Raw genomic sequence first — 26,820 nt, 5'->3', positions numbered from 1 at the left:
CGCCCCGCACCCCCGGTCTCGGCCGGGGATGCGGGGCGCCGCGCGTGGGGTCCCGCAGGGCGCTGTCAGGCGGCGGAGCCGGCCTTCCACTCGGACCAGCTCATGTTCCAGCCGTTGAGGCCGTTGTCCGGCTGGACGGTCTTGTCCGGCGAGTTCTTGACCACCACGACGTCACCGATCAGCGAGTTGTCGTAGAACCAGGCGCCGGGCTGCTTCGGGTCGTTCGCACCCTTGGCGTCGTTCAGGCCGACGCAGCCGTGGCTGGTGTTGGCACCACCGAAGATCGAGTCGTCGCCCCAGTAGTTGCCGTGGATGAACGTGCCGGAGGTCGACAGGCGCATCGCGTGCGGCACGTCCTTGATGTCGTACTCGCCCTTGCCGTCGTCGTCGGTGAAGCCGACCGTGGCACCGTCCATCCGGGTCTCCTTGTGCTTCTCGGAGATCACCATCCGGCCGTTGTACGTGGGGTTGTCCGGGGAGCCCGCGGAGATCGGGATCGTCCTGATGGTCTTGCCGTCCTGGGTGACGGTCATCTTCTTCGTCTTGGCGTCGACGGTGGAGACCTGGTCGCGGCCGATCTTGAAGGTGACGGTCTTCTCCTGGACGCCGTAGACGCCGTCCGCGCCCTCGACGCCGTCGAGGGCCAGCTTCAGGGTGACCGTCGAGTTGCCGTCCCAGTAGTCCTCGGGCCGGAAGTCCAGGCGGTTGGCGTTGAACCAGTGGCCGACGACCTCCTGGCCACTGCTGGAGGACACCGTGATCTTCGACTGGACGTCGGCCTTGTTGGTGATCGCCTTGTCGAAGTTGATCGAGACGGGCATTCCGACGCCGACGGTCTTGCCGTCGTCCGGCGTGTAGTTGCCGATGAAGCTGTTGTCCGGCGACACGGTGGTGAACTTGGAGTTCTCGTGCGCCTCGCGGCCGTCCGAGTCCTTCGCCGCCGCGCTGATCTGGTACGTGGTGGCCCGCTCGAGCTGGTCGTCCGGCTTCCAGCTCTTCTTGTCCGCGGATATGGAGCCGGCGACCGCGGTGCCCTCCGTGGTGGTCATCTCGACCTCGGTGAGCTCGCCGTCACTGACGCTGACCTTGGCGGCGCTGTTGATCCCGGCCTTGTTGGAGCCGTTCTTGGGCGTGATCTTTATTCGGGCGCTCGACGAATCCTTGGCGGCTGCCTTGTCCGCCTGATCCTGGGTCTTCTCGGTGCCGCCGTCGGACCCCTTGTCCCCACCGCCGTCGTCGCTGCTGCACGCAGAGAGCACCAGTACGCCGCCGAGCAGCGCGGACACCGCCGCCATGCCCCGACGCCGCTTGCTTCCCGTCATCACACGCTTCTCCATCGTTGCCGAATCCCCAAAACCCCGAAGCAGGCTGCCAGGCCTTCCCCGCAACCTCTTAAACCGTCTTTCCGGTACGTCCGGTTCCAAATCGGCGGCGGATGTGTGGAATGCCACGCTGATCACCGGGTGTCTTGACAGCCCGCCGCAGCGTGTTCGCGCCTCCGACTCCCTGTCGCTCCCGCCCCTACGGGAGCCGTGGCCCCGGCTCCCTCACCGGCCGGCCCGCTCCCTTCGGGGACGCACCCCGCCTGCCCCCACACACATGCCGGAACCCCGGCGACGACTCCGCCGGGGTCCGTATGCGATCGCTCCGGATACCACCTCTGAGGTTACGCCCTGCCGCCGGCCCCCTGACCCGCGTACGAGGTGATCTCCTCCGCCTCGGCCTCCGTGTCCTCGTCGACATCCGTGTCCTCGTCGACATCCGTGTCCTCGTCGACATCCGCGTCCACGTCGACATCCACGTCGTCGTCCCAGTCCGGGTCGTCGGGGTCGTAGTCGACGGGTTCGCTGCTCCACGAGGCCTGAGTGAGGGCGACGCCCGGCACCTGTCCGACCAGGTCCACCGGGTCGACGAGAAAGGCCAGCGCCTCCGACTCGTCCTCACGTACCGCCGCCTCGGCGTGCGCGCGCTCATCGGCCGGCATGTAGGCGTCGTCACCGATGCGGGTCAAAGCCGCGTCGGCGAGGTCGCCGGAGTCGGTGACCTCGAGGACGAGCTCTACTCGCAGTCGGACAAAACGGGATGCTTCGGGTGCGTTCATATGACGGAGCGTACGACTCCGGGCCCTCCTGGCTTTCCCACGACCCGCGCCTTTCATTAGCATCGGCTCCTACGGCAGGAGGATGCCCCATCGCCTCCAAGTCACCAGCGCCACAAAGGGGATCGATTCCGTGTCCGTCGCTCGTCGCTTCGTGATCACCGCGTCCGCAGCAGGTTCGCTGCTCGCGGCCCTGTGGTTCGTCCCTTCCGCCAACGCGACGGCGGACCTGGAGGAACAGCGCGTCGAGCAGGAGCAGCAGGCCCGGCAGGCGATCCACGGCCAGGCCGAGTCGGTCGAGGGCACGGACACCGCACGGGCGGACGAGCCCCGGCTCGCGGACACCGGTTCGGTCGACACCACGCCCTACTTGATCGGCGGTACGGCCTTCCTCGGCGTGGGCGCGGGCTTCGTGGCCCACGCCGTACGCCGAGGCCGCTCGAGCTCCCGCCCCGACGGGGCGACGGCCTGATCCGCCCCGGCCGCCAACCCCGTTCCTTCCCGTACCCGCCGAAGCGGCAGTAGTGCGTCCGGGAGCGCCCGGCCAGGTCAGTCCAGCGCGCCCGTCACCGACTCGGCCGCGGCGAGCAGACCGCCGTGGCCCACGAACTCCTCCGCGGCGGCCAGGTCCGGAGCCAGGAACCGGTCGGGTCCCGGGCCGGCGACGCCCGCCGCACGCGCCGCGGTGATCACCGCACGGCCGGCCGGCGCCGGCTCGAGGCCGTGGCGGAGTTCGATGCCGCGGGTGGCGGCGTAGAGCTCGACGGCGATGATCCGGGTGAGGTTCCCCACCGCGGTACGGAGCTTGCGGGCCGCGGACCAGCCCATCGACACGTGGTCCTCCTGCATCGCGGAGGACGGGATGGAGTCGACCGAGGCGGGAACGGCGAGCCGCTTCAACTCGCTGACCAGGGCGGCCTGCGTGTACTGGGCGATCATCAGACCCGAGTCGACGCCCGCGTCGTCGGCGAGGAACGGCGGCAGTCCGTGGCTGCGGTTCTTGTCGAGCAGCCGGTCGGTGCGGCGTTCGGCGATCGACCCGAGGTCGGCCGCCGCGATCGCCAGGAAGTCGAGTACGTACGCGACGGGCGCGCCGTGGAAGTTGCCGTTCGACTCGACCCGCCCTCCCCCTACGACTCCGTCGTGGGAGGTACCCCCGGGAAGCACCACCGGATTGTCGACGGCGGCGGCGAGTTCGCGCTCGGCGACCAGGCGCGCGTGGGCGAGGGTGTCGCGGCCGGCGCCCGCGACCTGCGGTGCGCAGCGCACCGAGTAGGCGTCCTGGACCCGCGGCGAGTCGTCCTGGTGGTGGCCGGTGAGGCCCGAACCGGCAAGCACCTTCAGCATGTTGGCGGCCGCGGCGCCCTGACCCGGGTGCGGGCGGATGGCGTGCAGCTCGGGTGCGAGGACCTTCTCCGTGCCGAGCAGGGCCTCCAGGCTGAGCGCGGCGGTGATGTCGGCGCTGCGGTAGAGGCGTTCGAGGTCGTCGATGGCCATGATCAGCATGCCGAGCATGCCGTCGGTGCCGTTGAGGAGGGCAAGGCCTTCCTTCTCGCGCAGCTCGACGGGCTCGATGCCGTGCGCGGCGAGCAGTTCGGCGGCGGGCCGTACGGTCCCGTCGGGGCCCTCCGCATCGCCCTCGCCCATCAGCGTCAGGGCGCAGTGGCTGAGCGGCGCCAGGTCGCCGGAGCAGCCGAGCGAGCCGTACTCGTGGACGGCCGGGGTGATCGAGGCGTTGAGCAGGGCGGCCATGGCCTGCGCGACCTCGGGGCGTACGCCGGTCCGCCCGGAGCACACCGTCTTCAGGCGCAGGAACATCAGGGCGCGTACGACCTCGCGCTCGACCAGCGGGCCCATGCCCGCGGCGTGCGAACGCACGATGTTGCGCTGCAGCTGGGCGCGGAGGTCGGGGCTGATGTGCCGGGTGGCGAGGGCGCCGAAGCCGGTGGAGACGCCGTACACGGGCTCCGGTTTGGCGGCGAGTGCGTCGATCACGGCCCGCGAGGCGGCCAGTGCGTCGAGTGCTTCCGGCGACAGCTCCACCCGGGCGTTCCCGCGCGCCACGGCGACGACATCCGCCGTGGACACTCCGGCCACCCCGAGAACCACAGTGTGCATATCCATATTCAGCAGCGTACGGACTGAATCGACGACTGTCACGGGTGGGCCCCGGGCACCAGGGACCGCCGGGCACCGGCCGACGGCCACTGCGAAGGCGGTCGCGTGGCCGGCGGACCGGGCGGGCGTTCCGGCGCAGGGTTCACCGGGTACGGGCCCAACGCACGGCTGCGACAGGGGAGTTGAGCGTGGCGCACCACCTCGCCGCACCGGCCGGAGAACTCACCGCCATGGCCGGGGCCGGCCGGCGGGCCTCGGTTCACGCGAACAGCGACCACCCCGCCGAGCAGCCGCCCTGGCGGCGCCTCACCACACAGCACGCCGACCGGCTCGGCGCCATCATGGACGCCTACGGCCGGCCGACGGCGGACCGAGCCGGCGAGGAGGCCGAGCCGCCTGGCTGATCGCCCAGCACGCCGACCGACAGCTCGACCTCCGGCGCCGAGCGCTCGGGCTGCTCGAGCAGGCGGTCGCCGCCGGCACGGCCGGCAGGCCCGAACCGGCCTTCCTGCGGGACCGAACCCTGGTCGACGAGGGCCATCCGCGGATCTACGGCACCCAGATCGCCGGAGTGCAGGACGGCGCACCGGTGCCGTGGCCCTGCGAGGAGCCCGAGCGCGTGGACGACCTCCGCGCCGAGGCCGGCATCGACCCCTTCGACACGTACGTGAGCCGATACACCGGGCCCGGAGCCCTGCACCCTGAGAACACTCGACCCCGAGGCCCACCGCCCCGGCCACCTGAGACCCCGCACACCCGAGCCTCCCCAGGCCGGCGACTGCGATGGCCGGCGACTCCGACGGCCCCCGACAGCCCAACAGCCCACCGACACCGAGGCCAGACCCACGACGGAGCCCGCCCCGGCCCCTCCCGTACAGAGGCCGGAGGCGATCAAGGGCGGACCACCAAGCCAACCCCCGGACCGCCGTCACCCGCCTCAGCGCCAGAAGCGGCGACATTCGCCCAGAGTGTCCGGGTCGCGGTCGGGGGCGTCGGCCAGGCGGACCACCGACACTCCCCAGGCCGGCCACTCCGACGACCCCAGCAGCCCAACGGCCCACCGGCCCCGAGACCAGACCCACCGACAGAGCCGCCCCGGACCCTCCCGTACAGAGGCCGGAGGAGATCAAGGGCGGACCACCGGGCCCCCCAGACCGCCGTCACCCGCCTCAGCGCCGGAAGCGGCGACGTTCGCCCGGAGTGTCCGGGTCGGGGTCGGGGGCGTCGGCCAGGCGGACCACCGGGTCGTCGGGGCCCGCGCGACCCGCGACCACGGGCGCGACGGCCCGGGCCGCCTTCGCCCGGTACTGCGCGGCGTCCGCGAGGCGGAACAGCCGGCGGGCCGAGCCGACCGGGCCGATCTGGTCGCCGGTGGACGCGATCCCGCAGGCCACGCCCTCACCGAGGCCCAGTTCGAGGGCCCGTGCACAGAGGTCCTGCGCCACCCGCACCACGTCGTCGGCGGGCGGCCCCACCGCGAGCAGACAGAACTCGTCGCCGCCGAGCCGTGCCGCGAGCGCGCCGGGCAGCATCGCGCCGCACAGGGACAGGACCGAGCCGAACCGTTCCAGCAGCCGGTCGCCGACCGCGTGCCCGTGCGTGTCGTTGACGCGCTTCAGGCCGTTCAGATCGCAGACGACCAGGGAGACCACGGTGCCGACCGCGCGGTGCCGGTCCACCGCCTCCTCCAGGCGGGCGTCGAGCGCGCGCCGGTTGGCGAGACCGGTCAGTGCGTCCGTGAAGGCGAGGCGCCTGGCCTCCTCCAGGCGCTCGGTCTGCGCGATGCCCGCAGCGGCCACGGCGGCGAGCACGGTGGCCAGCTCCGCATCGGCCGGCCCGAACACCGGGTCCCCGCCCGCGCGGGCCACGTACAGCTCGCCCCAGGCCCGCCCGTGCAGCACGATCGGGGCGACGACGCAGCAGCCGCGGCCGCGGCGGCGCAGCGCGGCGACCCGCTGATGGCAGTACCCGGCGTCGCCGGGCGCGGGGCCCGCGGCGGTCTCCACCCAGGCGTCGGGCTCGCCGCCACCGGCCCACCGCTCGTGCAGGAACTCGGCGATCTCCGGAAACTGATGCACCGGATACGCCTCCTCCGCCGGGAACTCCTCCTCCCCCGGCGCCAGGTGGCCCACGTTCACCAGGACCCTGAGCCTGCCCCGGTCGCGCTCCCAGACCGACAGCGCCGCGAAGCTGCCCGCCAGCGCGTGCCGTGCGCCCTGCGCCGCAGCCCGCCACGACGCACGCGGCGTATGAGCGGCTGCCATGGCCTGGGCCAGCGTCACCACGGCACGCAGGCGATCATCCTCACCCATTGCCCCAGATTACGTAGTGATGTCGCATCGTGAGGCTTTTATACGGCGAACCGGGGTCCACCGGGAGACTGCGGCGGACCATCCCGGCCAGGGGTTTCCCGGGACGGCGCGGCCTGCGATGATCGGCGGGTTAACCGACGTTAACCGGCGCGGGCCGGCAACCAGGAGGACGCGATCATGGCCGAGCAGCGGTTCGGGGAATTCGTCGAGGTACGGCGGCACGGGCACGTCGCCGAGTTCGTGCTCGACCGGCCGAAGGCGATGAACGCGGTGTCCACCGAGATGGCCCGTTCCGTGGCCGCGGCCTGCACGGCACTGGGCGAGGACCCCGGCGTACGGGCGGTGGTCCTGACCTCCACGCACCCCAAGGCGTTCTGCGTCGGCGCGGACCTCAAGGAGCGCAACTCCTTCACGGACGCGGACCTCGTCGCCCAGCGGCCGACCGCGCGGGCCGCGTACACCGGCGTACTGGACCTGCCGGTGCCGACGATCGCCGCGGTGCACGGTTTCGCACTCGGCGGCGGCTTCGAACTGGCCCTCGCCTGCGACCTGATCGTGGCCGACAGCACCGCCGTGGTCGGCCTGCCGGAGGTGTCGGTCGGCGTGATCCCGGGCGGCGGGGGTACACAACTGCTGCCGCGGCGGGTGGGTGCGGCCCGGGCCGCGGAACTGATCTTCACGGCCCGTCGGGTGCCGGCCGCGGAGGCCGCCTCGATCGGACTCGTGGACCAGCTCGTCGACGAGGGTGCGGACCGTACGGAAGCACTGGCGCTCGCGGACCGGATCGCCGCGCACTCCCCCGTGGGCCTGCGGGCGGCGAAGCGTGCGCTCCGCCTCGGCCACGGTCTCGACCTCCGGGCGGGCCTGGAGGTCGAGGACGCCGCGTGGCGCTCGGTGGCGTTCTCCCCGGACCGCGCGGAGGGTGTGGCCGCCTTCGCCGAGAAGCGGAAGCCGAACTGGTAGTACACGAGCCCGGGCCCGGGAGGCCGCCCTGCCCTCGCACGCCGGAGGGGCTCGTACCGGCGGCCCCCGAAACCGGACGACCTACCGCCGCGTGAGCAGCCACGGCTCCACGACACCGAGCCCGCGCACGGGCCGCTGCCACATCGGCTGCAGTGCGAACCGATAGGAGGGCACCTCCACCCCCTCCTTCTCCGCCCGGGAAGCCACTTCCGCCGCTTCCGCCTCGGAAGCAGGGGCATCCCCGGTGCGCGTCAGGTCCTCCGCGAAGGCCGTGTCCACGAGGACCGAGTCCTTGGGGGCTATCGACGTGAGCCGGCTGGCCAGATTCACCGTCGTACCGAACACGTCGCCCATCCGCGTGGTCACGGTCCCGAAGGCGATCCCGACCCGCAGTTCCGGCATCGTCTCGTCGTTCGCCATCGTCTCGATGAGCCGGAAGGCGATCTCCGCGGCCGTCCCCGCGTCGTCCGCGGAGAAGAGCACCTCGTCGCCGAGGGTCTTGATCAGCCGGCCGCCGTTCGCGGCGACCAGATCCGCACAGGTGGTCTCGAAGGCCTCGACCAGCTCGCCGAGCTCCTCCTCCTCCATCCGCCGGGTCAGCCGCGTGAACCCGACCAGGTCCGCGAAGCCGACCGCCAGCCGCCGGTCGACCATCTCCTCGTCGTCGGCGACCTGGACGACCCGTCCCGTCGCGGCCGCGAGCTGCCGCCGCCAGACGTAGACCAGGAACTCCTCGAGCTCCGGCAGCAGCAGCTGCATCAGCGGATACGTGACCTCGGTACGGGTCATCCCGGGCTCGGGAGGCTCGGTGAGGCCCTCGAGGAACGAGTCGATCTGCCAGTCGGCGAGCCGCGCGGTGGTCTGGCCGGTGGAACGCGCCACCTGCACCGCCATCGCCTCACTGAGCAGGCCCGCCTCGACCAGGCCGGCGAGTCGCCGCAGGGCGAGCACGTCGGCCTCGGTGAGCGCCTTGGCCTGGCCGATGTCGGCGAAGCCCATGGCCCGCCAGAAACGGGAGGCGAGCTCCATCGAGACACCGGCGGAACGGGCCGCCTGGAAGGCGGTGTAGCGGCGCTCGGCCCCGAGGATCAGCTGCTCGAGGCGGAGCGCCAGCGGGTCCTCGCCGGGCTCGGCCGCGCTGTCCGGAGCGGGCGAGGTCACATCGGGCACCTGCCGCAGCATGGGGACGTCGTCGCCGTCGGGCAGATCGGTCGCCCAGACGCCGGCCTGATGGCCGCCCGGAGCCTCGTCGCGTGGCGGGCCGCTCTCCGCTGGACCGGCCGGCTCCGGAAGACCGGTCGCGTGCGCTCCGGATTCGTCCCCGCCGGGACCGCCATCCGGGTCGCTCGAGGGTGTGCGGGGCTCGTCGCGGGGCTCTGCCGCGAGGGACGGATCCGGGGCCCCCTTCGGGGCGCCACCTCCGCCGGGCTCCGACTGGCCGCCGCCTCCGGGCCCGTCGGCAGGCCGAGGGGCGGGACGGGAACCCGAGCCTGAGCCGCTGTCGTCGACGGTCACTGCGTGTTGCCCTTCCGATCTGCCGCGGCCTGATAACGACCGGCCTCAACGATACGGCAGGTGTGCCCTGGCTCACTCCGCTCGGCACGGTCCGGACGTACGGCACGGCACACCTCGCCGGGCCGTACGACTCCGGGGGCCGGTCAGCGCCCCGTACCGCCGCGGCTCACCTCGTACAGCGTCCGCAGGCTCCGCAGGAAGGCGGCGCGGTCGGCTGGCGGGAGGCGCTCGAGCAGGTGGGCCTCCTCCTGCTGGATGCCGTCCCGGACGGTGTCCCGGAGCCGGCGGCCCTCGGGGGTGAGGGAGAGCAGGCGCGCGCGGCGGTCCGCCGGGTCCGGCTCGCGGGTGAGCAGACCGCGGGCCTCCAGATCGTCGAGCACGGCGATGATCCGGGTCTTGTCGGCATGGATGGCCCCGGCCAGCGCGGCCTGGGTGCGCAGCGGTGTCTCGTCGAGGTGGGACAGCACCGCGTACGCCCACATGGTCAGGCCGTGGGTGTCGAGGACGGGCTGCTCGGCGGCCGTCAGGGCGCGGCCCAGGGGGACGACCATCGCGGCGAGGTCGGGACGCGGCGGGTTCCCGGGAGCTGCGTTCATGCGGACGAACGTACCCGTTGACAAATAATAAGCTCAGGCAGATCGTAAGCAGATGCGTACGAACTTGTTGAGGGCGTCGTGGACGTCCGGGCCCGACGACGGACAGGGCGGTCCCGTCCTCGTCAGCGTCACCGATTTCCGGCTCGACCGGCTCCTCGACCTGCCGGGGGTGCACCGGGCCGCGCGGCGGCTCGCGGCGGGCTGGCCGGAACTGGAGGGAGCGCACGGGATGTGGCTCTGGGCGCGGCCCGCCGCACGGCGCTGCGGTGCGGTCGCCGTGTGGCGCGACGAGGCGGCGCTGCGGGGATTCGTGGCGTGGCCGCCGCATGTCGAGATCATGCGGGCCTATCGGGGGCGTGGGTCGCTGACGTCGACGACGTGGACCTCTCCTGGCTTCGACCCGCGGGAGACCTGGGCGCGGGCCCGCGCGGGACTGCTCACGGACTGAGCCCCGGCGCCGTCCGTCCGCCGCCGCCCGCCGCAGTCGCCGAGCGGCCGGGCCCCGCCCGGGTCACCGAAGCGGCACCCGCCTCACTCCGCCGCCCGCAGATGCACCACGTCCCCTGCCGACACCGGCTCCTTCACCCCGGCCGATGTCCCGATCACCAGTCGCCCGTCCCCGTCGATGGCCAGCGCCTCGCCCGTCAGGGAGCTGCCGCCGGGAAGCTCCGCACGCACCGGCCGCCCGAGCGTCACGCAGCCCGCCGCGTAGGTCTCCTGCAGCCGGGACTCCGCCGGATCGCCGCCGGCCGCACGCCAGTCGCCGTACCACTGCTCCAGGGACCGCAGGACGGCCCGCAGGAGCGGGTCGCGGTCGGTGGACTTCGCGCCGGCCAGCGCGAGCGATCCCGCGGCCGGTACGGGCAGTTCGTCCGCGCGCAGCGAGACGTTGAGCCCGATGCCGAGTACCACCGCGTCGCCGGCGCGCTCCGCGAGGATGCCGCCCGCCTTGCGCTCCTCGCCGTCGACGGTGACGAGCAGGTCGTTGGGCCACTTCAGACCGGTGTCGACGCCGGCCGCACGGGCGAGCCCGGTGGCGACGGCGACACCGGCGAGCAGTGGCAGCCAGCCCCAGCGCTCCACCGGCACCTCGTCCCCCGGCTCGAGGCGTACCGAGAAGAACAGGCCGGAGCGCGCGGGCGCGCTCCAGGTCCGCTCCAGGCGCCCACGGCCCGCGGTCTGCTCCTCGGCCACGAGCACCGCGCCCGCGCGGCCGTCGGCGCGCCCGGCCAGGTCCGAGTTGGTCGACCCGGTCGCCTCGACCACGTCGATCGAGGTCCACAGTGAGCCGGGGCGTACCAGGGCGCGGCGCAGGGCGGTCACGTCGAGGGGCGGGCGGTCCAGGTCCGACCAACGGCCGGCGGATCCGCTCGCGTCGCCCTTGTCGCTCCCGTGGGAGGGGTCCGGTGTCGTCATGCAAGACAGCCTAGGTGTGGGATACGACGCACTGCCCCCGCGCGGTCGCGCCGATACGCTACGGATCAGTAGCCCATGTCGATCAGCACGCCATGTCAGAGCCCCTTGCGAACAGTTCCGTCCGCACGGAACCGTTCCGTCCCCCATCGAAACCGTGAACAGGCAGGGAGCCGCATCCCGATGTCCGAGCCGGAACAGCTGCAGCAGACGCAAGCCATTGACATCCACACGACCGCCGGAAAGCTCGCGGATCTGCAGCGGCGGGTCGACGAGGCGAACAATGCGGGCTCGCAGCGTGCGGTGGAGAAGCAACATGCGAAGGGCAAGCTGACCGCGCGGGAGCGGATCGAACTGCTCCTCGACGAGGGCTCCTTCGTCGAGCTCGACGAGTTCGCGCGGCACCGTTCGACGGCGTTCGGCCTGGAGCAGAACCGGCCGTACGGGGACGGTGTGGTGACCGGTTACGGCACGGTCGACGGGCGTCCGGTGGCGGTCTTCTCACAGGACTTCACTGTGTTCGGCGGCGCGCTCGGCGAGGTCTACGGGCAGAAGATCATGAAGGTGATGGACTTCGCCCTCAAGACGGGCTGTCCGATCATCGGCATCAACGACTCCGGCGGTGCCCGTATCCAGGAGGGCGTCGCGGCGCTCGGGATGTACGGCGAGATCTTCCGCCGCAACACCCATGCGTCCGGCGTGATTCCGCAGATCTCGCTGGTCGTCGGACCCTGCGCGGGTGGCGCGGTCTACTCGCCGGCGATCACCGACTTCACGGTGATGGTCGATCAGACCTCGCACATGTTCATCACCGGACCGGACGTCATCAAGACGGTCACCGGCGAGGACGTCGGCTTCGAGGAGCTCGGCGGTGCCCGTACGCACAATGCGACCTCGGGCGTCGCGCACCACATGGCGAGCGACGAGAAGGACGCCATCGAGTACGTCAAGTCCCTTCTGTCGTACCTGCCTTCGAACAATCTCAGCGAGCCGCCGGCCTTCCCCGAGGAGGCCGATCTGGAGACCTCGGACGAGGACCGCGAACTCGACACGCTGGTCCCGGACAGCGCGAACCAGCCCTACGACATGCACACCGTGATCGAGCACGTCCTCGACGACGGTGAATTCCTGGAGACGCAGACCCTGTTCGCGCCGAACATCCTCACCGGCTTCGGCCGCGTGGAGGGCCGGCCGGTGGGCATCGTCGCCAACCAGCCGATGCAGTTCGCCGGTTGCCTGGACATCGACGCCTCGGAGAAGGCGGCACGCTTCGTGCGTTCCTGCGACGCGTTCAACGTCCCGGTCCTGACCTTCGTCGACGTCCCCGGCTTCCTGCCGGGCACGGACCAGGAGTACGGCGGGATCATCCGCCGCGGCGCCAAGCTGATCTACGCCTACGCCGAGGCGACCGTGCCGCTGATCACGATCATCACCCGCAAGGCGTTCGGCGGCGCGTACGACGTGATGGGCTCCAAGCATCTCGGCGCGGACATCAACCTGGCGTGGCCGACCGCGCAGATCGCGGTGATGGGCGCGCAGGGCGCGGTGAACATCCTGCACCGGCGCACCATCGCCTCCGCCCCCGACGACACCCGCGAGACGGTCCGCACGGAGCTCATCCAGGAGTACGAGGACACCCTCCTCAATCCCTACGCCGCCGCCGAGCGCGGCTACATCGACTCCGTCGTGATGCCCTCCGAGACCCGCCGCCAGATCGTCCGCGGCCTGCGCCAACTGCGCACCAAGCGCGAGTCGTTGCCCCCGAAGAAGCACGGCAACATCCCGCTGTAGCCGACACCGCCGCAGACCCGCAAGGAGGCCTGATGATCAAGGTCGTACGGGGCAACCCGACCCCGGAGGAACTGGCCGCCGCACTGGCGGTGGTGCAGGCCCGCACCTCGGCGATGGCCGGCGAGGCGTCCGGCGCGGCCGAGCCCGCGGACGCCTGGGCCGATCCGGCGCGGGTGGCCCGCCACCGCCTGCCCGCCCCCGGTCCGACGGCGTGGGCCCGTACCTACTGGCCGGGGTGACCGGCAGCGCCGGTAGGACGCCGAAGTTTCCAGGGACAGTTGAGTACGCGTACTCAGGCGCACCACACCCCCGCCCGGCACCATCGGCTGCATGCTCTGGTCCGACCCCGACAACGAGCCGACACGGGAGGTGCGCGAGACCCAGGCCATGCTCCGGCGCGCGGGACTCGTCGTCGCGCTCGCCATGGTCCTCGCCATGATCGTGCTCGGACTCCCCTAGGTCGTACCGCGAGGTCCCGTGCGGGCACGACATGAACCACCCCCCACACGCGGACCGGCCCGTACCCTCCGCACGGGCCGGTCCGCTCTTTCGTGTCCCGGTCTTTCGTGTCCCGGCCGGTGCGCGCACCAGCCGTAGGGACCCGTCCGTACGGCTGGCTAGGCTTGCGGGCATGACAGATCAGCGCCGCCGCCTCGTCCTCGCCTCGCAGTCCCCGGCCCGGCTCGGTTTGCTCCGGCAGGCCGGGCTCGACCCGCAGGTGATCGTGAGCGGGGTCGACGAGGACGCGCTCACCGCCCCGAACCCCGGCGAGCTGGCCCGGGTGCTCGCCGAGGCCAAGGCCGCCGCCGTGGCGGCGCGGGACGAGGCCGCCGACGCACTCGTCGTCGGCTGCGACTCCGTCCTCGAGCTGGACGGCGAGGCGCTCGGGAAACCCGCGGACGCCGAGGAGGCGACGGCGCGCTGGAAGGCGATGCGGGGCCGGGCGGGCATCCTGCAGACCGGCCAGTGCGTGATCGACACGGCGAGCGGCCGTCGGGTCGCCGGGACCGCGTCCACCACGGTGCGCTTCGGCGAGCCGACGGACGCGGAGATCGCGGCGTACGTGGCGAGCGGCGAACCGCTGTACGTGGCGGGCGCGTTCACCCTCGACGGGCGTTCGGCACCGTTCGTCGAGGCGATCGAGGGCAACCACGGGACGGTCATCGGGCTCTCGCTGCCGCTGCTTCGCACCCTGCTGGCCGAGCTCGGGGTGTCGATCGTCGACCTGTGGCAGGAGTCCACGGCTTCGTGAACTGGCCCTTGCCTGCGACTGGTTGAGGCCTCAGACCGCCGCAGGCGCGGTGCCGCCGCTCCCTGTGCCGTTCACCGGCCGGTCGGACGGCGGGCCGGGGGCGTCGCCCTCGCGCGGGTAGCAGACCAGGCTGAGCACGATCAGGCCGAGCACCACCATCAGCCCGGCGAACGCGGCCCAGCCGACCAGGCCCACGCACAGCGCGCCGAGCACCCCGTGCACCACCGCGGCGGCCACCAGCAGCACCCGCGAGAAGCGGCCGGGCGCCCGGTCCCTGAGCCCCGCACGCAGCAACATGACGCCGCAGCACGCGAGATACAGGCCGAAGACGACCCCGAGGACGCGAGTGGACAGCGCCATGGCCTCCGGGTCCAGGCCGGCGAGTGACATCGACTGGTTATCGACCACCGCTCCGAGGATCCAGTGCAGCATCACGATGCCGACCGCCTCGACGAAGAGCACGATCGCCGCCACCAGGGCCACCGGTCTGCGCGCCACGACGCCCACCCCTTCCAGCCGTTACCGCCAGTACGAAGAACATCGCGCACGCTACTAACGAGTAGGAGGCAGGACAAGGGCCTCGTCGGGTTCGCGCAGGTGATCGCGCACCCGTTTCGAGGGGATCACTCAGCGGTTTCACACGACGGCAAAGTTTGCTCCCCCGATTAGTAGGGGTCCCACAAAGACAGGCACCGCGTCAGGGACCTCACCGACAGAGACCTGGGCCACACCCGGGAGTTACTGTGCGGGTCAGGAACCCGGCGTACCGTGGTGCGACAGGGGATTTCACGATTCCAGCGAGCCTCGAATCACGCTCCGTGTGGGCAAGGTCACCATTGGGGACGGGTCGTGGGGCCGTGTCGGCAGTCCCTAAAATCGGCTTGTTCTCAAGGAGGGAGTCATCGTGCGCAAGGTGCTCATCGCCAATCGTGGCGAAATCGCTGTTCGCGTGGCCCGGGCGTGCCGGGACGCCGGGATCGGGAGCGTAGCCGTCTACGCGGATCCGGACCGGGACGCACCGCACGTCCGCGCGGCCGACGAGGCGTTCGCTCTGGGCGGTGACACACCGGCGACCAGTTACCTCGACATGGGCAAGGTGCTGGCTGCGGCGAAGGACTCGGGTGCGGATGCGGTACATCCGGGCTACGGATTCCTTTCCGAGAACGCCGAGTTCGCGCAGGCGGTCCTGGACGCGGGTCTGACCTGGATCGGTCCGCCGCCGTCGGCGATCCGTGATCTGGGGGACAAGGTCGCGGCACGCCACATCGCGCAGCGTGCGGGTGCGCCGCTGGTGGCGGGGACGCCGGACCCGGTGTCCGGTGCGGACGAGGTGGTGGCGTTCGCCGAGGAGCACGGCCTGCCGATCGCGATCAAGGCGGCGTTCGGTGGCGGCGGCCGCGGCCTGAAGGTCGCCCGCACGCTCGAGGAAGTACCGGAGCTGTACGAGTCGGCGGTGCGTGAGGCGGTGGCGGCGTTCGGCCGTGGCGAGTGCTTCGTGGAGCGCTACCTCGACAAGCCCCGGCACGTGGAGACGCAGTGCCTGGCCGACACCCACGGCCACGTGGTCGTGGTCTCGACGCGGGACTGCTCGCTGCAGCGCCGGCACCAGAAGCTGGTCGAGGAGGCCCCGGCCCCGTTCCTGTCCGACGAGCAGAACGAGCAGCTGTACACGGCCTCGAAGGCCATCCTCAAGGAGGCCGGATACGTCGGTGCGGGCACCGTCGAGTTCCTGGTCGGCGTCGACGGCACGATCTCGTTCCTCGAGGTCAACACCCGTCTGCAGGTGGAACATCCGGTCACCGAGGAGGTCACCGGCCTCGACCTGGTCCGAGAGATGTTCCGGATCGCGGACGGTGAGGAACTCGGCTACGACGACCCGCCGGTGCGCGGCCATTCCTTCGAGTTCCGGATCAACGGTGAGGACCCGGGCCGCAACTTCCTGCCCGCGCCCGGCACCGTCACCACCTTCACCCCGCCCGCCGGCCCCGGAGTGCGCCTGGACGCCGGTGTCGAGTCCGGCTCCGTGATCGGCCCGGCCTGGGACTCCCTCCTCGCCAAGCTGGTCGTGACCGGCGCGTCCCGTGAGCAGGCTCTGCAGCGCGCCGCCCGTGCGCTCGCCGAGTTCACCGTGGAGGGGATGGCGACGGCGATCCCGTTCCACCGTGCCGTGGTCACCGATGACGCGTTCGCTCCCGAACTGACCGGCTCCGCCGACCCGTTCACCGTGCACACCCGGTGGATCGAGACGGAGTTCGTCAACGACATCAAGCCGTTCGCCGCGGGCACGGATGCCGAGGCGGAGGAGGAGGCCGACCGCGAGACCGTCGTCGTCGAGGTCGGCGGCAAGCGCCTCGAGGTGTCCCTGCCGTCCTCGCTGGGCATGTCCCTGGCCCGTACCGGACTCGCTGCCGGTGCGAAGCCGAAGCGCCGTGCGGCCCGCAAATCCCAGGCCGCCGCTTCCGGCGACACTCTCGCGTCCCCGATGCAGGGCACCATCGTCAAGGTCGCCGTCGAGGAGGGCCAGGAAGTCGCGGAGGGCGAACTCGTCGTCGTTCTCGAAGCGATGAAGATGGAACAGCCCCTCAACGCCCACCGCGCCGGCACCGTCAAGGGCCTGGTCGCAGAGATCGGCGCGTCCATCACCGCCGGCGCCCTCATCTGCGAGATCAAGGACTGAGCCACCCGCAGGTACGCACCTCCCGAAGGGCCCCGCCGGGCAAGGCAGTCGAGGCGGGGCCCTTCGGCGTACGCCCCCTCCCCGCCCGGGTCGCGGGCCGCGCGCACAGCCGTACCGCCCTCGCCCCGAACGCCCCGGCGATCCGGTGGCATCCTGGAGGCAAGAGCACCAGGGCGACCAGTGCCCGACGAGCGGGGAGGCGGGGAAACGGTGACGGTATCCGCGGAGGACCGGGCGGAGGGCGCGCCCGCCCGCACCATGCGCGCCGACGCCCGCCGCAACCACGGCCGGCTGCTCGACGCGGCCCGCACCGCCTTCTCGCGGCACGGCACGGACGCCTCGCTCGAGGAGATCGCGCGCAGCGCGGGCGTCGGCATCGGCACCCTGTACCGCCACTTCCCGAACCGTCACGCCCTGATGAGCGCGGTCTTCGAGGAGGCGGTGGCCGACCTGCTCGACCGCTCCCGGGCACTGCTCGACGACCCGCGGCCCTGCACGGCCCTGGTGACCTGGCTGCGGGCGGTCGTCCGGCACGCGGGCGAGTACCGCGGCCTGTCCCGGGCCCTGCTGTCGGCGGGCCAGGACGAGGCCTCCGCACTGTCCCGGTGCAGCAATCCGATGCGTACGGCAGGCGGCGAGCTGCTGGCCCGGGCCCAGGTGGCCGGATCCGTACGCCCCGATGTCACGATCGGTGACCTTCTCCAGCTCACCAACGCCATCGCCCTGGCCTCCGAGGAGACCCCGTCCGACCCGGCGCTCGCGGACCGCCTCCTCACCCTGACCCTCCGAGGCATCACGGCGGACTGCCAGGACGCCTGAACCGGCGCGTCCGTCAGGAGCCGTACCGGGGAAGCACCTCCGTGGCGACCGGCGACGGCAACGGCGCCGGCAGGTCGACCGCCTCCCCGTAGACGCCGTTCAACTGCCCCGGTACTCGCCGTCCTTGGGACGCGTGTGCAGGGTCCAGCGGCCGGTACGCGGGTCCAGGACGAGGAGCACGGCGACGCCGGCTCGGGCGTACCAGCCGTTCTTGTCCGTGATGTCCTCGGCCTTCTCGGACTGCGAGATGACCTCGACGGCCAACGCGACATCGCGCGGGTCGGCGAGCCACGCGTCGTCCTCGTCCCACTGGACGGGCAGAACCGTCAGATCGGGCGTCGCGTAGTCGTCGGGGTCGTCCGGCATGGCGACGGACGACACCTCGTACGGCGCCAGGCCCACGGGCAGGTGAGCCTCGATCTGCACACGCAGACGCCGGATCGTGCCCGCACGCTTGCCCCGCGGGGTGGGGGCCATCACGAGACTGCCCCCGATGATCTCGACCCGCAGACCGGTGGACGCTTCGATCTGCTCAGCGACCTCGCGCAGGTTTCCGGGGCGCGGGTGCAGCGCGGGAAGGGTCATCGCTGTCCACCTCCTCGTCGGCGGCCGGTCGATCACGATGCGACCGGCCCGCGTCCCGGTGCCGCAGGCGCCTCGCCGGCCGCCGGACACCTCCCCGCGACCCGCGCCGCCGATAGCTACCTCCTGCGGAGGTCCGCCACCCGGGCCCGTTCGACGGCTGCGGACTCCGGTGCGAGGTGGGCGGTGCTGCGCAACTGCGGTGGCGTGCCAGGGGAGTTGACCCGGCGCTGGCTCTGCAGTGGCACGTCACGGCGCGGTCGGCGTCCCGCCGGAGCGGGCTCGCCTCCGGGGACGGTCCCCGGGTCGTCCGCGGCGGGCCCGGCCACCGCGACCTGCACGCCCTGGTCCGCCAGTGCCTGCAGTTCGGTGGCGGCGCGCTCGTCGTGCACCGGCGGTTCGTCGGTGACGAGGTGCGTGATGACGTCCGTCGGCACCGTCTGGAACATGGTGTCGGCGCCGAGCTTGCCGTGGTCGGCCAGGACGACCACCTCGGCCGCGGCCTGTACGAGGGCGCGGTCCACGCTCGCCGAGAGCATGTTGGAGGTGGACAGGCCGCGCTCCGCGGTCAGGCCGCTCCCGGACAGGAAGGCCCGGGAGACGCGCAGCCCCTGCAGGGACTGCTCCGCACCGCTGCCCACCAGGGCGTAGTTGGAGCCGCGCAGGGTCCCACCGGTCATCACGACCTCCACGCGGTTCGCGTGGGCGAGGGCCTGGGCGACCAGGAGGGAGTTGGTGACCACCGTGAGGCCGGGCACCCGTGCGAGCCGGCGGGCCAGCTCCTGGGTCGTGGTGCCGGCGCCGACGACGATGGCCTCGCCCTCTTCGACGAGACCCGCGGCGAGATCGGCGATGGCCGTCTTCTCGGCGGTCGCGAGATGGGACTTCTGCGGGAAGCCGGATTCTCGCGTGAAACCGCCCGGCAGTACCGCACCGCCGTGCCGGCGGTCGAGGAGTCCTTCTGCCTCCAGCGCCCGCACGTCCCGCCGTACGGTTACTTCGGAGGTCTGGACGACGCGGGCGAGCTCACGGAGCGAAACCGCCCCGTTGGCCCGCACCATTTCGAGGATCAATTGGCGACGTTCTGCAGCGAACACGAAACTGACAGTAACCCCAACGACCGTCTGCTTTCAGCAGTTTGCGCCGACTAACGGAAATTGTTCGCACCGCCGGGTGGGAGGTGATATAGGCGAACTCCGGGAATGCACCCGGGCGTTACGCCAGGACTCCCACCGCGCGTACCACCGGGCGTACTTCCACGTCACCGGCGCCCGCCGCTGCCTCAGCCCTCGTCCGCCGTCTTGCGGGTGTGCAGCTGCCGGGCCACCTCGGCGATCGATCCCGACAGGGACGGGTACACGGTGAACGTGTTTGCGATCTGTTCCACCGTCAGATTGTTGTCGACCGCGATCGAGATGGGGTGGATCAGCTCCGAGGCACGCGGCGCGACGACCACACCGCCGACCACGATGCCGGTGCCCGGACGGCAGAAGATCTTGACGAAGCCGTCCCGGATGCCCTGCATCTTGGCGCGCGGGTTGCGCAGCAGCGGAAGCTTCACCATGCGGGCGTCGATCTTTTCGCCGTCCACATCGGCCTGGGTGTAACCGACGGTGGCGATCTCCGGGTCGGTGAACACGTTCGACGAGACCGTCTTCAGATCGAGCGGCTGCACCGCGTCCCCGAGGAAGTGGTACATCGCGATCCGGCCCTGCATGGCGGCGACCGAGGCGAGCGCGAAGACTCCGGTGACGTCACCGGCCGCGTACACACCGGGGGCGCTGGTCCGCGAGACCTTGTCGGTCCAGATGTGGCCGGACTCCTTGAGCCGTACGCCGGACTCCTCGAGGCCCATGCCCTCGCTGTTGGGGATCGCGCCGACCGCCATCAGGCAGTGCGAACCGGAGATCACCCGCCCGTCGGAGAGCGTCACCTCGACGCGGTCGCCGACCCGCTTCGCGGAGGCGGCACGGGAGCGCGCCATCACGTTCATCCCGCGGCGCCGGAACACGTCCTCGAGTACGGCGGCGGCGTCCGGGTCCTCGCCGGGCAGCACGCGGTCGCGGGACGAGACGAGCGTGACCCGGGAGCCGAGCGCCTGGTAGGCGCCGGCGAACTCGGCGCCGGTGACGCCCGATCCGACCACGATGAGCTCCTCGGGCAGCTCGTCGAGGTCGTACACCTGCGTCCAGTTGAGGATGCGCTCGCCGTCGGGCAGCGCGTCGGGGATCTCGCGCGGGTGCCCGCCGGTGGCGATCAGCACGGCGTCCGCGGTGAGCGTCTCCTCGCTGCCGTCGGCCGCGCGCACGATGACCTGGCGCGAGCCGTCGGTGGACTGCAGACCGTCGAGCCGTGCGCGGCCGCGCATGACCCGGGCGCCGGCGCGCGTCACGGACGCGGTGATGTCGTGGGACTGGGCGAGCGCGAGGCGCTTCACGCGGCGGTTGACCTTGCCGAGGTCGACACCGACCACGCGGGCCGGGGTGTCCACGTGCGGGGTGTCGTCCTCGACGATGATGCCCAGCTCTTCGTAACTGGAGTCGAAGGTCGTCATCACCTCGGCCGTGGCGATCAGAGTCTTCGACGGTACGCAGTCGGTCAGCACCGATGCCCCGCCGAGTCCGTCGCAGTCGACGACGGTCACCTCCGCGCCGAGTTGAGCCGCCACGAGGGCCGCTTCGTATCCGCCGGGTCCGCCACCGATGATCACGATCCGAGTCACGTACTCCATTGTCCCGCACGCTTCGACGCGATTCGCGGCGGGGGCGGCATCCGTGCGGCCGCCATGGGGGGGAGCGGGTGCGCGGAGCGCCGGACGGCGCGAACGGGGAGAGTCCCTGTCGTACCCTCGGTCCCATGTCGCTCTACGCCGCGTACGCCGGCAATCTCGACGCGCGGCTCATGTCACGCCGCGCCCCGCATTCGCCGCTGCGTGCCACGGGCTGGCTCAACGGCTGGCGACTGACGTTCGGCGGTGAGCACATGGGCTGGGAGGGCGCGCTGGCCACGGTCGTGGAAGCGCCCCGTTCGCAGGTCTTCGTCACGCTGTACGACATCGCCCCGCTGGACCAGGACTCGATGGACCGCTGGGAGGGCGTCGGGCTCGACATATACCGGCGCATGCGGATCAGGGTGCAGACGCTGGAGGGTGAGCTCCCGGCCTGGGTCTATGTCCTGAACGGGTACGAGGGCGGGCTGCCGTCCGCCCGGTACCTGGGGGACATCGCGGATGCGGCGGAGTCCGCGGGGGCGCCGCACGACTACGTCATGGAGTTGCGGAAACGGCCCTGTTGAGGCGAATCAGCCGATCTTGAGCCCCGGACGAGGCCTGGAAGAGATCGAGGACGAGGCCGCCGGGCCGCCCAGGGGACGACCCCTCCACGGACCGGTGACCAAGAACAAGCGCCCCACGTCTACGCGCGTAGGCCGTAAACCGCTACCCTCGACCGCGTGAACGCTTCTGTTATCCCGGACATGGCCGGCGCCGACCCCTACGCCCACGCCGACGCCGCCGCAGCTCGCTTGCGCGAGCTCACCGGCGCCGACGCCCACGACGTCGCCCTGGTGATGGGCTCCGGGTGGGCCCCCGCCGTCGACGCACTCGGCGAGCCGGTGGCCGAGTTCCCGGTCACCGAGCTGCCCGGCTTCCCGCCGCCCGCGGTCGAGGGCCACGGCGGCAAGATCCGCTCGTACCGGACCGGGGAGAAGCGTTCCCTCGTCTTCCTCGGCCGTACGCACTACTACGAGGGCCGGGGTGTGGCCGCCGTCGCGCACGGGGTGCGGACCGCCGTCGCCGCGGGCTGCAAGACCGTCGTCCTGACCAACGGCTGCGGCGGCCTGCGCGAGGGCATGCGCCCCGGCCAGCCGGTGCTGATCAACGACCACATCAACCTGACGGCCACCTCCCCGATCGTCGGTGCGAACTTCGTGGACCTCACCGACCTCTACTCCCCTCGCCTGCGCGCCCTGTGCCAGGAGGTCGACCCGAGCCTGGAGGAGGGCGTCTACGCGCAGTTCCCCGGGCCGCACTACGAGACGCCGGCCGAGATCCGAATGGCCCGTACGATCGGCGCCGATCTGGTCGGCATGTCCACCGTCCTCGAGGCGATCGCCGCCCGTGAGGCCGGCGCCGAGGTGCTCGGCATCTCGCTGGTCACCAACCTGGCCGCCGGCATGACCGGCGAACCGCTGAACCACGAAGAGGTCCTGCAGGCCGGCCGGGACTCCGCGGCCCGGATGGGTTCGCTGATCGCCCAGGTCCTCGGCCGGATCTGAGCCACCGGCGCGGGGCCGCGGCGCGCAGGACCGTCGCGCCGTCGTTCCCCGCTCCGGGACGCCGTTCACCCGACACTGTTGACCGTCGGGGACGGCTCCGCCGCCGCACGCGACTCCGGCGTACCTGATTCCGGCGTACGTGATTCCGGCGTACGTGATTCCGGCGCAAGGCCGTCGGCACCGGACGCGGCCGCGAACGCAGCAGCAGACGCACGACGAGAGGCTGAAAGACGTGCAGGACGACCTGATCGCACGGGCCGAGACCTGGCTGGCCGAGGACCCGGACCCGGGCACCCGGCAGGAGCTGGCCGCGCTCATCGAGGCCGGCGACCGCACCGAACTGGCCGACCGTTTCGCGGGAACCCTGCAGTTCGGCACCGCCGGGCTGCGCGGCGAACTGGGCGCGGGCCCGATGCGGATGAACCGCGCCGTGGTGATCCGCGCCGCGGCCGGCCTCGCCGCGTACCTGAACAAGCAGGGTCTCGACGGCGGCCTGGTCGTCATCGGCTACGACGCCCGCCACAAGTCGGCCGACTTCGCGCACGACACCGCCGCCGTACTGACCGGCGCGGGCCTGCGCGCCGCCCTGCTGCCGCGCCCGCTGCCCACGCCCGTACTCGCCTTCGCCGTACGCCACCTCGGCGCGGTCGCCGGCGTCGAGGTGACGGCCAGCCACAACCCGCCGCGCGACAACGGCTACAAGGTCTACCTGGGCGCGGAGGCACTCGGCGAGGACGCCGACGCGGGTGGTTCGCAGATCGTCCCCCCGGCCGACGCCGGCATCGCCGCCGAGATCGCCTCGATCGGCCCGCTGACCGGAGTGCCGCGCCCGGACAGCGGCTGGGAGACCCTCGACGAGGCGGTGGTCGATGCGTATCTGACGCGCGCCGCGGACGTCCTCACGCCGGACTCTCCGCGCGATCTGAGCGTGGTCTACACGCCTCTGCACGGCGTCGGCGCCGGCACCCTGGTCGCCGCCTTCACCCGCGCCGGGTTCCCCGCCCCCGCGGTCGTCGCCGAGCAGGCCGACCCGGACCCCGACTTCCCGACGGTCTCCTTCCCGAATCCGGAGGAACCCGGCGCGATGGACCTGGCGTTCGCCACGGCCGCCCGTACCGGGCCCGATCTGGTGCTCGCCAACGACCCGGACGCGGACCGCTGCGCCGTGGCCGTACCCGACCCGTCCGCCGCCGCGGGCTGGCGGATGCTGCGCGGTGACGAGGTCGGCGCACTGCTCGCCACGCACCTCGTCCGCAAGGGCGTCCGCGGGACCTTCGCCACCACCATCGTGTCCTCGTCGCTGCTCGGCCGGATCGCCGCCGCGGCCGGCCTCGACCACACGCAGACGCTGACCGGCTTCAAGTGGTTGGCCCGCGCGGACGGACTGCGCTACGCCTACGAGGAGGCGCTCGGGTACTGCGTGGACCCCTCCGGCGTGCGGGACAAGGACGGCATCACCGCCGCGCTCCTGGTCGCCGAACTGGCCGCCGGTCTCAAGGCGGAGGGCCGCGGCCTCACCGACCTCCTGGACGAACTCGCCGTCGAGCACGGCCTGCACGCCACCGACCAGCTCTCGGTCCGCGTCGACGACCTGTCCCTGATCGCCGACGCCATGAAGCGCCTGCGCGAACACCCGCCGACGTCGCTCGGCGGCCTGCCGGTCACCCGCACCGACGACCTCAACGACGGCTCCCCCACCCTGCCGCCCACCGACGGCCTGCGCTACACCCTCGACGGAGCCCGCGTCGTGGTCCGCCCCAGCGGCACGGAGCCAAAGCTCAAGTGCTATCTGGAGGCGGTGGTCACGGTCCCGGCCACGGGCGCCGCCCCGGTGAGCGAGGCACGCGCGACAGCGGCGTCCCGTATCGACGCGATCAAGCGTGATCTGTCGGAGGCGGCGGGCCTCTGAACGGCCTCGGGCCGGGGATCGTCACGACAGCTCCCGACCCGGGGCCTACCGCACAAGCACGATGTCTACGGCGTGAGCACGATCCTGCCGAAGACCTCGCCCGCCGCCATCTTGCGGTGTGCGAGAACGGCCTCGTCCAGGGGCAGTACCTCGTGCACCACGGTTTCCATCTCGCCCTTGGCCGCCGCGGCGAACTGCTCACCGCGCACGGCCCGAAGGTCCGCGCCGGGGACGGTGGCCGCACTGAAGGTCGCGAACGACATCGACTTCTGGAAGGCCGCCATCAGCCGCATGCCGAAGTCCGCCGGCGGCTGACCTGCGACGGCTCCGACGGCCACCATGCGGCCGTTCGGACCGAGCCGGTCGAAGAAGGACGGCAGGTCCTTCCCCGCCACCAGGTCGAAGACGACGTCGTACGCCGCGGGCGCCCCCGCATCGCCTTCGCCCGCACGGTCGAGGACGTGGGTCGCGCCGAGGCCGCGCAGCCGCTCGCCGCGCTCGGCCGAGGAAGTGGTGACCGCCACCGCGGCGGCGCCGGCGCGGGCGGCCAGCTGCACGGCCATGATCCCGATGCTGCCGGCCGCCCCACGCACCAGGACCGTCTCTCCAGGGGCGAAGTGGGCGTGCCGGAGCCCGAAATGCGCCACCGGGCCGGAGCCGCCGAGCGTCACCGAGTCGACAGCGGACAACTCCGCCGGCAGCGGCAGAACGTCCTCGACCGGCACGACGGCCTGTTCGGCGTAGCCTCCGCCGGTCCCGGTGAAGCCCCACACCCGACGGCCGACCCAGGACGCGTCGACGCCGTCGCCGACCTCGGTCACGATGCCGGCCACCTCATTGCCCGGGACAAACCCCTCCGTGAAGCCGTACGCGGCGAGTTCGCCGCTCAGGATCACCGCGTCGGCGCCGCTGACGCCCGCCGCCTCGGTGGCGATCAGCACCTGCCCCGCAGCGGGTGTGACGGCGTCCAGTTCCACCACGGCCAGACCTTGTGGACCTCCGAACTCGCGGATCTCGATGGCCTTCAATGTCGTCTCCCTTGTTCCCGGACCCGGTCAAGCACGGTCCCGTTCCGTACTCGCCACCGACGCTCGCGGCGGCCGTCATATCCCGGACCGTAACGGACGCCCCCGTCCGTTTAGCTAAAGTGAGAGCGTGACCGACCATTTGCCTCAGACCCTGCGCTCCGACGCCCTGGACAACCGCGACCGCATCCTGGAAGCGGCCCGGGCCCTGTTCTCCTCCGGTGGCCTCGACGTGCCGATGCGGGAGATCGCGCGCCGCGCCGGAGTCGGACCCGCCACCCTGTACCGCCGCTTCCCGACCAAGCAGGACCTGATCGCCGAAGCCTTCGCGGAGCAACTGGTCGCCTGCCGCACCATCGTCGACGAGGGGTGCGCCGATCCCGACCCGTGGCGCGGCTTCTGTCTGGTGATCGAGAGGATCTGCGAACTGCACGCACGCGACCGGGGCTTCACCGAGGCCTTCCTCGCCACCCATCCGGATGCGGCAGACGTCACGGGCCGCGAGTACACGCTCGAGGCGTTCGCCGGACTGGCTCGGCGGGCGAAGGAGGCGGGACGCCTGCGCCCCGACTTCGTCCTCGACGACCTCATTCTCGTCGTCATGGCCAACAGAGGGATCCACATCAGAGCGGACGATGTCCGTGCCATCGCCTCAAGGCGCTTCGCCGGCCTGGTCATCCAGGCTTTCGAAGCCGCCCCGCAGCACACACCGCTGCCTCCCGCGGCACGGCTGACGGCCGCGGCACCGTACGGCACCTGACCGCGGCGGCGGGCGTCAGGCCCCCGCGTCAGCTCACGGCGTCAGCCGACCGCGAGGAGTACCGCCAGCAGGATCGCGCCCGCGACGACCGGCGCCATGACCTCGTACGCCCAGCGGACGACCGGCTCGCCCTGGGCGCCGGGGTCCTCGGCGTGCAGTTCGGCGAGTTCGCGCAGATCGTCGAGCGCCTGGTCGGAGGGGGCACGGGTGGGCCCGGCCTTGCGGCCGGTCTGGAGCAGCGGGGTGCGGGCGTTCGGGTCGTCGAGCGAGGCCTGCATCTGCCGGCGGGCGGCACGCTTGCGGGCGCGCAGGGAGACCGGGATGGCCCACAGCTGGTACTTGTCGCCGCCCGAGGTGAGGACCTCGCTGGAGTATCCGGAGCGCAGCGTCTCGACGGAGGCCCAGGGCAGCAGGATCGTACGGAAGGGGTTGCGGATCTTGACGCGTTCGGCGTTGACGTAGACCGCGGGGCGCACGGTGTACGCGACGACCAGCGGCACCGCGAGCACGAGCCCCGCGAGCGCGAACCAGGGCGTACGCCCCTCGCCGCGGATCAGCGCATCGCCGCCGAGCCAGGCCGCCAGGGCGAGCAGCAGCACTCCGCCGGCCATGCCGGCTCCCGACCGAAAGACGCGGTCGGCATAGGGCGTCTCGGCGGGTGAGGGCTCCGGGCTCGTCATGCCCCCGATTCTGCCGTACGGCCGTTCCCGGACGT

General features: G+C 72.0%; 26 protein-coding genes and 1 pseudogene. 14 read left to right on the top strand and 13 right to left on the bottom strand.

All coding sequences use genetic code 11. The features are described from left to right. Positions 1–65: 65 nt before the first annotated feature. Positions 66–1,337 (bottom strand): L,D-transpeptidase, encoded by a 1,272-nt coding sequence (locus DSC45_RS02290; RefSeq protein ID WP_119286486.1) that lies wholly within the window; start codon positions 1,335–1,337, stop codon positions 66–68. A gap of 329 nt (positions 1,338–1,666) precedes the next feature. Next, entirely contained in the window at positions 1,667–2,101 is a 435-nt protein-coding gene (locus DSC45_RS02285; protein ID WP_240434332.1) for a hypothetical protein, read from the bottom strand. Between the two features lie 130 nt (positions 2,102–2,231). On the opposite strand from DSC45_RS02285, the gene DSC45_RS02280 reads away from it, so the two are divergent. Continuing rightward, positions 2,232–2,570, top strand: a complete 339-nt coding sequence (locus DSC45_RS02280; RefSeq protein ID WP_119286484.1) for a hypothetical protein — start codon at positions 2,232–2,234, stop codon at positions 2,568–2,570. Between the two features lie 77 nt (positions 2,571–2,647). Here DSC45_RS02280 and hutH read toward each other — a convergent pair whose 3' ends face one another. Beyond that, positions 2,648–4,216 carry a histidine ammonia-lyase gene (hutH, locus tag DSC45_RS02275; RefSeq protein ID WP_119286482.1) on the bottom strand — a complete coding sequence of 523 codons (1,569 nt, stop codon included), beginning with the start codon at positions 4,214–4,216 and terminating at the stop codon, positions 2,648–2,650. Between the two features lie 230 nt (positions 4,217–4,446). On the opposite strand from hutH, the pseudogene DSC45_RS02270 reads away from it, so the two are divergent. Continuing rightward, a pseudogene (locus DSC45_RS02270) lies at positions 4,447–4,898 on the top strand (DUF6624 domain-containing protein); the annotation flags it as partial. A 487-nt stretch (positions 4,899–5,385) separates the two neighbouring features. Here DSC45_RS02270 and DSC45_RS02265 read toward each other — a convergent pair. After that, positions 5,386–6,528 carry a GGDEF domain-containing protein gene (locus DSC45_RS02265; protein WP_119286480.1) on the bottom strand — a complete coding sequence of 381 codons (1,143 nt, stop codon included), beginning with the start codon at positions 6,526–6,528 and terminating at the stop codon, positions 5,386–5,388. Between the two features lie 177 nt (positions 6,529–6,705). Here DSC45_RS02265 and DSC45_RS02260 point away from each other — a divergent pair, with 177 nt between their 5' ends. Beyond that, positions 6,706–7,491, top strand: coding sequence for an enoyl-CoA hydratase/isomerase family protein (locus tag DSC45_RS02260; RefSeq protein WP_119286478.1), 786 nt, complete (start codon positions 6,706–6,708; stop codon positions 7,489–7,491). Positions 7,492–7,572: 81 nt separating this feature from the next. Here DSC45_RS02260 and DSC45_RS02255 read toward each other — a convergent pair whose 3' ends face one another. Both DSC45_RS02255 and DSC45_RS02250 read right to left on the bottom strand, forming a co-directional pair. Continuing rightward, positions 7,573–8,673 carry an adenylate/guanylate cyclase domain-containing protein gene (locus DSC45_RS02255; protein ID WP_119286843.1) on the bottom strand — a complete coding sequence of 367 codons (1,101 nt, stop codon included), beginning with the start codon at positions 8,671–8,673 and terminating at the stop codon, positions 7,573–7,575. Positions 8,674–9,149: 476 nt separating this feature from the next. Further along, positions 9,150–9,602 (bottom strand): MarR family winged helix-turn-helix transcriptional regulator, encoded by a 453-nt coding sequence (locus DSC45_RS02250; RefSeq protein WP_119286476.1) that lies wholly within the window; start codon positions 9,600–9,602, stop codon positions 9,150–9,152. A 52-nt stretch (positions 9,603–9,654) separates the two neighbouring features. On the opposite strand from DSC45_RS02250, the gene DSC45_RS02245 reads away from it, so the two are divergent. Further along, positions 9,655–10,050: a hypothetical protein gene (locus tag DSC45_RS02245; RefSeq protein ID WP_119286474.1), complete on the top strand. Its 396-nt coding sequence runs from the start codon at positions 9,655–9,657 to the stop codon at positions 10,048–10,050. 83 nt (positions 10,051–10,133) lie between these two features. Here DSC45_RS02245 and DSC45_RS02240 read toward each other — a convergent pair whose 3' ends face one another. Further along, positions 10,134–11,018 (bottom strand): biotin--[acetyl-CoA-carboxylase] ligase, encoded by an 885-nt coding sequence (locus DSC45_RS02240; RefSeq protein ID WP_119286473.1) that lies wholly within the window; start codon positions 11,016–11,018, stop codon positions 10,134–10,136. A 180-nt stretch (positions 11,019–11,198) separates the two neighbouring features. Between DSC45_RS02240 and DSC45_RS02235 the strand changes: the two genes are divergently transcribed. The 4 genes from DSC45_RS02235 to DSC45_RS02225 all read left to right on the top strand — a co-directional run bounded on the left by DSC45_RS02235 (position 11,199) and on the right by DSC45_RS02225 (position 14,058). Continuing rightward, positions 11,199–12,806 (top strand): acyl-CoA carboxylase subunit beta, encoded by a 1,608-nt coding sequence (locus DSC45_RS02235; RefSeq protein ID WP_119286471.1) that lies wholly within the window; start codon positions 11,199–11,201, stop codon positions 12,804–12,806. Positions 12,807–12,835: 29 nt separating this feature from the next. After that, positions 12,836–13,045 (top strand): acyl-CoA carboxylase subunit epsilon, encoded by a 210-nt coding sequence (locus DSC45_RS02230; RefSeq protein WP_119286841.1) that lies wholly within the window; start codon positions 12,836–12,838, stop codon positions 13,043–13,045. A gap of 91 nt (positions 13,046–13,136) precedes the next feature. Next, a complete protein-coding gene (locus tag DSC45_RS36755) occupies positions 13,137–13,265 on the top strand; it encodes a morphogenic membrane protein MmpB (protein WP_276145434.1) in 129 nt (42 codons plus the stop codon). A gap of 172 nt (positions 13,266–13,437) precedes the next feature. After that, positions 13,438–14,058 carry a nucleoside triphosphate pyrophosphatase gene (locus DSC45_RS02225; protein ID WP_119286469.1) on the top strand — a complete coding sequence of 207 codons (621 nt, stop codon included), beginning with the start codon at positions 13,438–13,440 and terminating at the stop codon, positions 14,056–14,058. A 30-nt stretch (positions 14,059–14,088) separates the two neighbouring features. On the opposite strand, the gene DSC45_RS02220 is transcribed toward DSC45_RS02225, so the two are convergent. Continuing rightward, a complete protein-coding gene (locus tag DSC45_RS02220) occupies positions 14,089–14,565 on the bottom strand; it encodes a hypothetical protein (protein WP_119286467.1) in 477 nt (158 codons plus the stop codon). Positions 14,566–14,962: 397 nt separating this feature from the next. Between DSC45_RS02220 and DSC45_RS02215 the strand changes: the two genes are divergently transcribed. Continuing rightward, positions 14,963–16,735: an acetyl/propionyl/methylcrotonyl-CoA carboxylase subunit alpha gene (locus DSC45_RS02215; protein ID WP_119286465.1), complete on the top strand. Its 1,773-nt coding sequence runs from the start codon at positions 14,963–14,965 to the stop codon at positions 16,733–16,735. A 258-nt stretch (positions 16,736–16,993) separates the two neighbouring features. Continuing rightward, entirely contained in the window at positions 16,994–17,554 is a 561-nt protein-coding gene (locus tag DSC45_RS02210; RefSeq protein ID WP_119286839.1) for a TetR/AcrR family transcriptional regulator, read from the top strand. Between the two features lie 99 nt (positions 17,555–17,653). On the opposite strand, the gene DSC45_RS02205 is transcribed toward DSC45_RS02210, so the two are convergent. The 3 genes from DSC45_RS02205 to DSC45_RS02195 form a co-directional block, all read right to left on the bottom strand. After that, complete coding sequence (locus DSC45_RS02205; RefSeq protein WP_240434331.1) at positions 17,654–18,139, bottom strand: Uma2 family endonuclease; 486 nt, start codon at positions 18,137–18,139, stop codon at positions 17,654–17,656. Positions 18,140–18,255: 116 nt separating this feature from the next. Beyond that, a complete protein-coding gene (locus DSC45_RS02200) occupies positions 18,256–19,233 on the bottom strand; it encodes a DeoR/GlpR family DNA-binding transcription regulator (RefSeq protein WP_119286463.1) in 978 nt (325 codons plus the stop codon). Positions 19,234–19,418: 185 nt separating this feature from the next. Further along, the gene (locus DSC45_RS02195) at positions 19,419–20,867 is read right to left on the bottom strand and encodes an NAD(P)H-quinone dehydrogenase (RefSeq protein WP_119286461.1); all 1,449 of its coding nucleotides are present in this window, start codon (positions 20,865–20,867) and stop codon (positions 19,419–19,421) included. 125 nt (positions 20,868–20,992) lie between these two features. On the opposite strand from DSC45_RS02195, the gene DSC45_RS02190 reads away from it, so the two are divergent. The 3 genes from DSC45_RS02190 to DSC45_RS02180 all read left to right on the top strand — a co-directional run bounded on the left by DSC45_RS02190 (position 20,993) and on the right by DSC45_RS02180 (position 24,320). Continuing rightward, positions 20,993–21,430, top strand: coding sequence for a gamma-glutamylcyclotransferase family protein (locus DSC45_RS02190; RefSeq protein WP_119286459.1), 438 nt, complete (start codon positions 20,993–20,995; stop codon positions 21,428–21,430). 156 nt (positions 21,431–21,586) lie between these two features. Beyond that, positions 21,587–22,411: a purine-nucleoside phosphorylase gene (locus tag DSC45_RS02185; protein ID WP_119286458.1), complete on the top strand. Its 825-nt coding sequence runs from the start codon at positions 21,587–21,589 to the stop codon at positions 22,409–22,411. A 232-nt stretch (positions 22,412–22,643) separates the two neighbouring features. Then, positions 22,644–24,320 carry a phospho-sugar mutase gene (locus tag DSC45_RS02180; protein ID WP_119286456.1) on the top strand — a complete coding sequence of 559 codons (1,677 nt, stop codon included), beginning with the start codon at positions 22,644–22,646 and terminating at the stop codon, positions 24,318–24,320. Positions 24,321–24,385: 65 nt separating this feature from the next. On the opposite strand, the gene DSC45_RS02175 is transcribed toward DSC45_RS02180, so the two are convergent. Further along, positions 24,386–25,348 (bottom strand): zinc-binding dehydrogenase, encoded by a 963-nt coding sequence (locus DSC45_RS02175; protein WP_162929088.1) that lies wholly within the window; start codon positions 25,346–25,348, stop codon positions 24,386–24,388. Positions 25,349–25,475: 127 nt separating this feature from the next. On the opposite strand from DSC45_RS02175, the gene DSC45_RS02170 reads away from it, so the two are divergent. Beyond that, positions 25,476–26,105 carry a TetR/AcrR family transcriptional regulator gene (locus DSC45_RS02170; protein WP_119286454.1) on the top strand — a complete coding sequence of 210 codons (630 nt, stop codon included), beginning with the start codon at positions 25,476–25,478 and terminating at the stop codon, positions 26,103–26,105. A gap of 41 nt (positions 26,106–26,146) precedes the next feature. Here DSC45_RS02170 and DSC45_RS02165 read toward each other — a convergent pair whose 3' ends face one another. Further along, positions 26,147–26,785: a PH domain-containing protein gene (locus tag DSC45_RS02165; protein WP_119286452.1), complete on the bottom strand. Its 639-nt coding sequence runs from the start codon at positions 26,783–26,785 to the stop codon at positions 26,147–26,149. Between the last annotated feature and the right edge of the window lie 35 nt (positions 26,786–26,820).

The sequence above is a fragment of the Streptomyces sp. YIM 130001 genome, from assembly GCF_003574445.1.
Taxonomy (GTDB): Bacteria; Actinomycetota; Actinomycetes; order Streptomycetales; family Streptomycetaceae; genus Streptomyces.
Note: the sequence above shows the minus strand (reverse complement) of the source record. Positions and strands in the feature narration are given on the sequence as shown.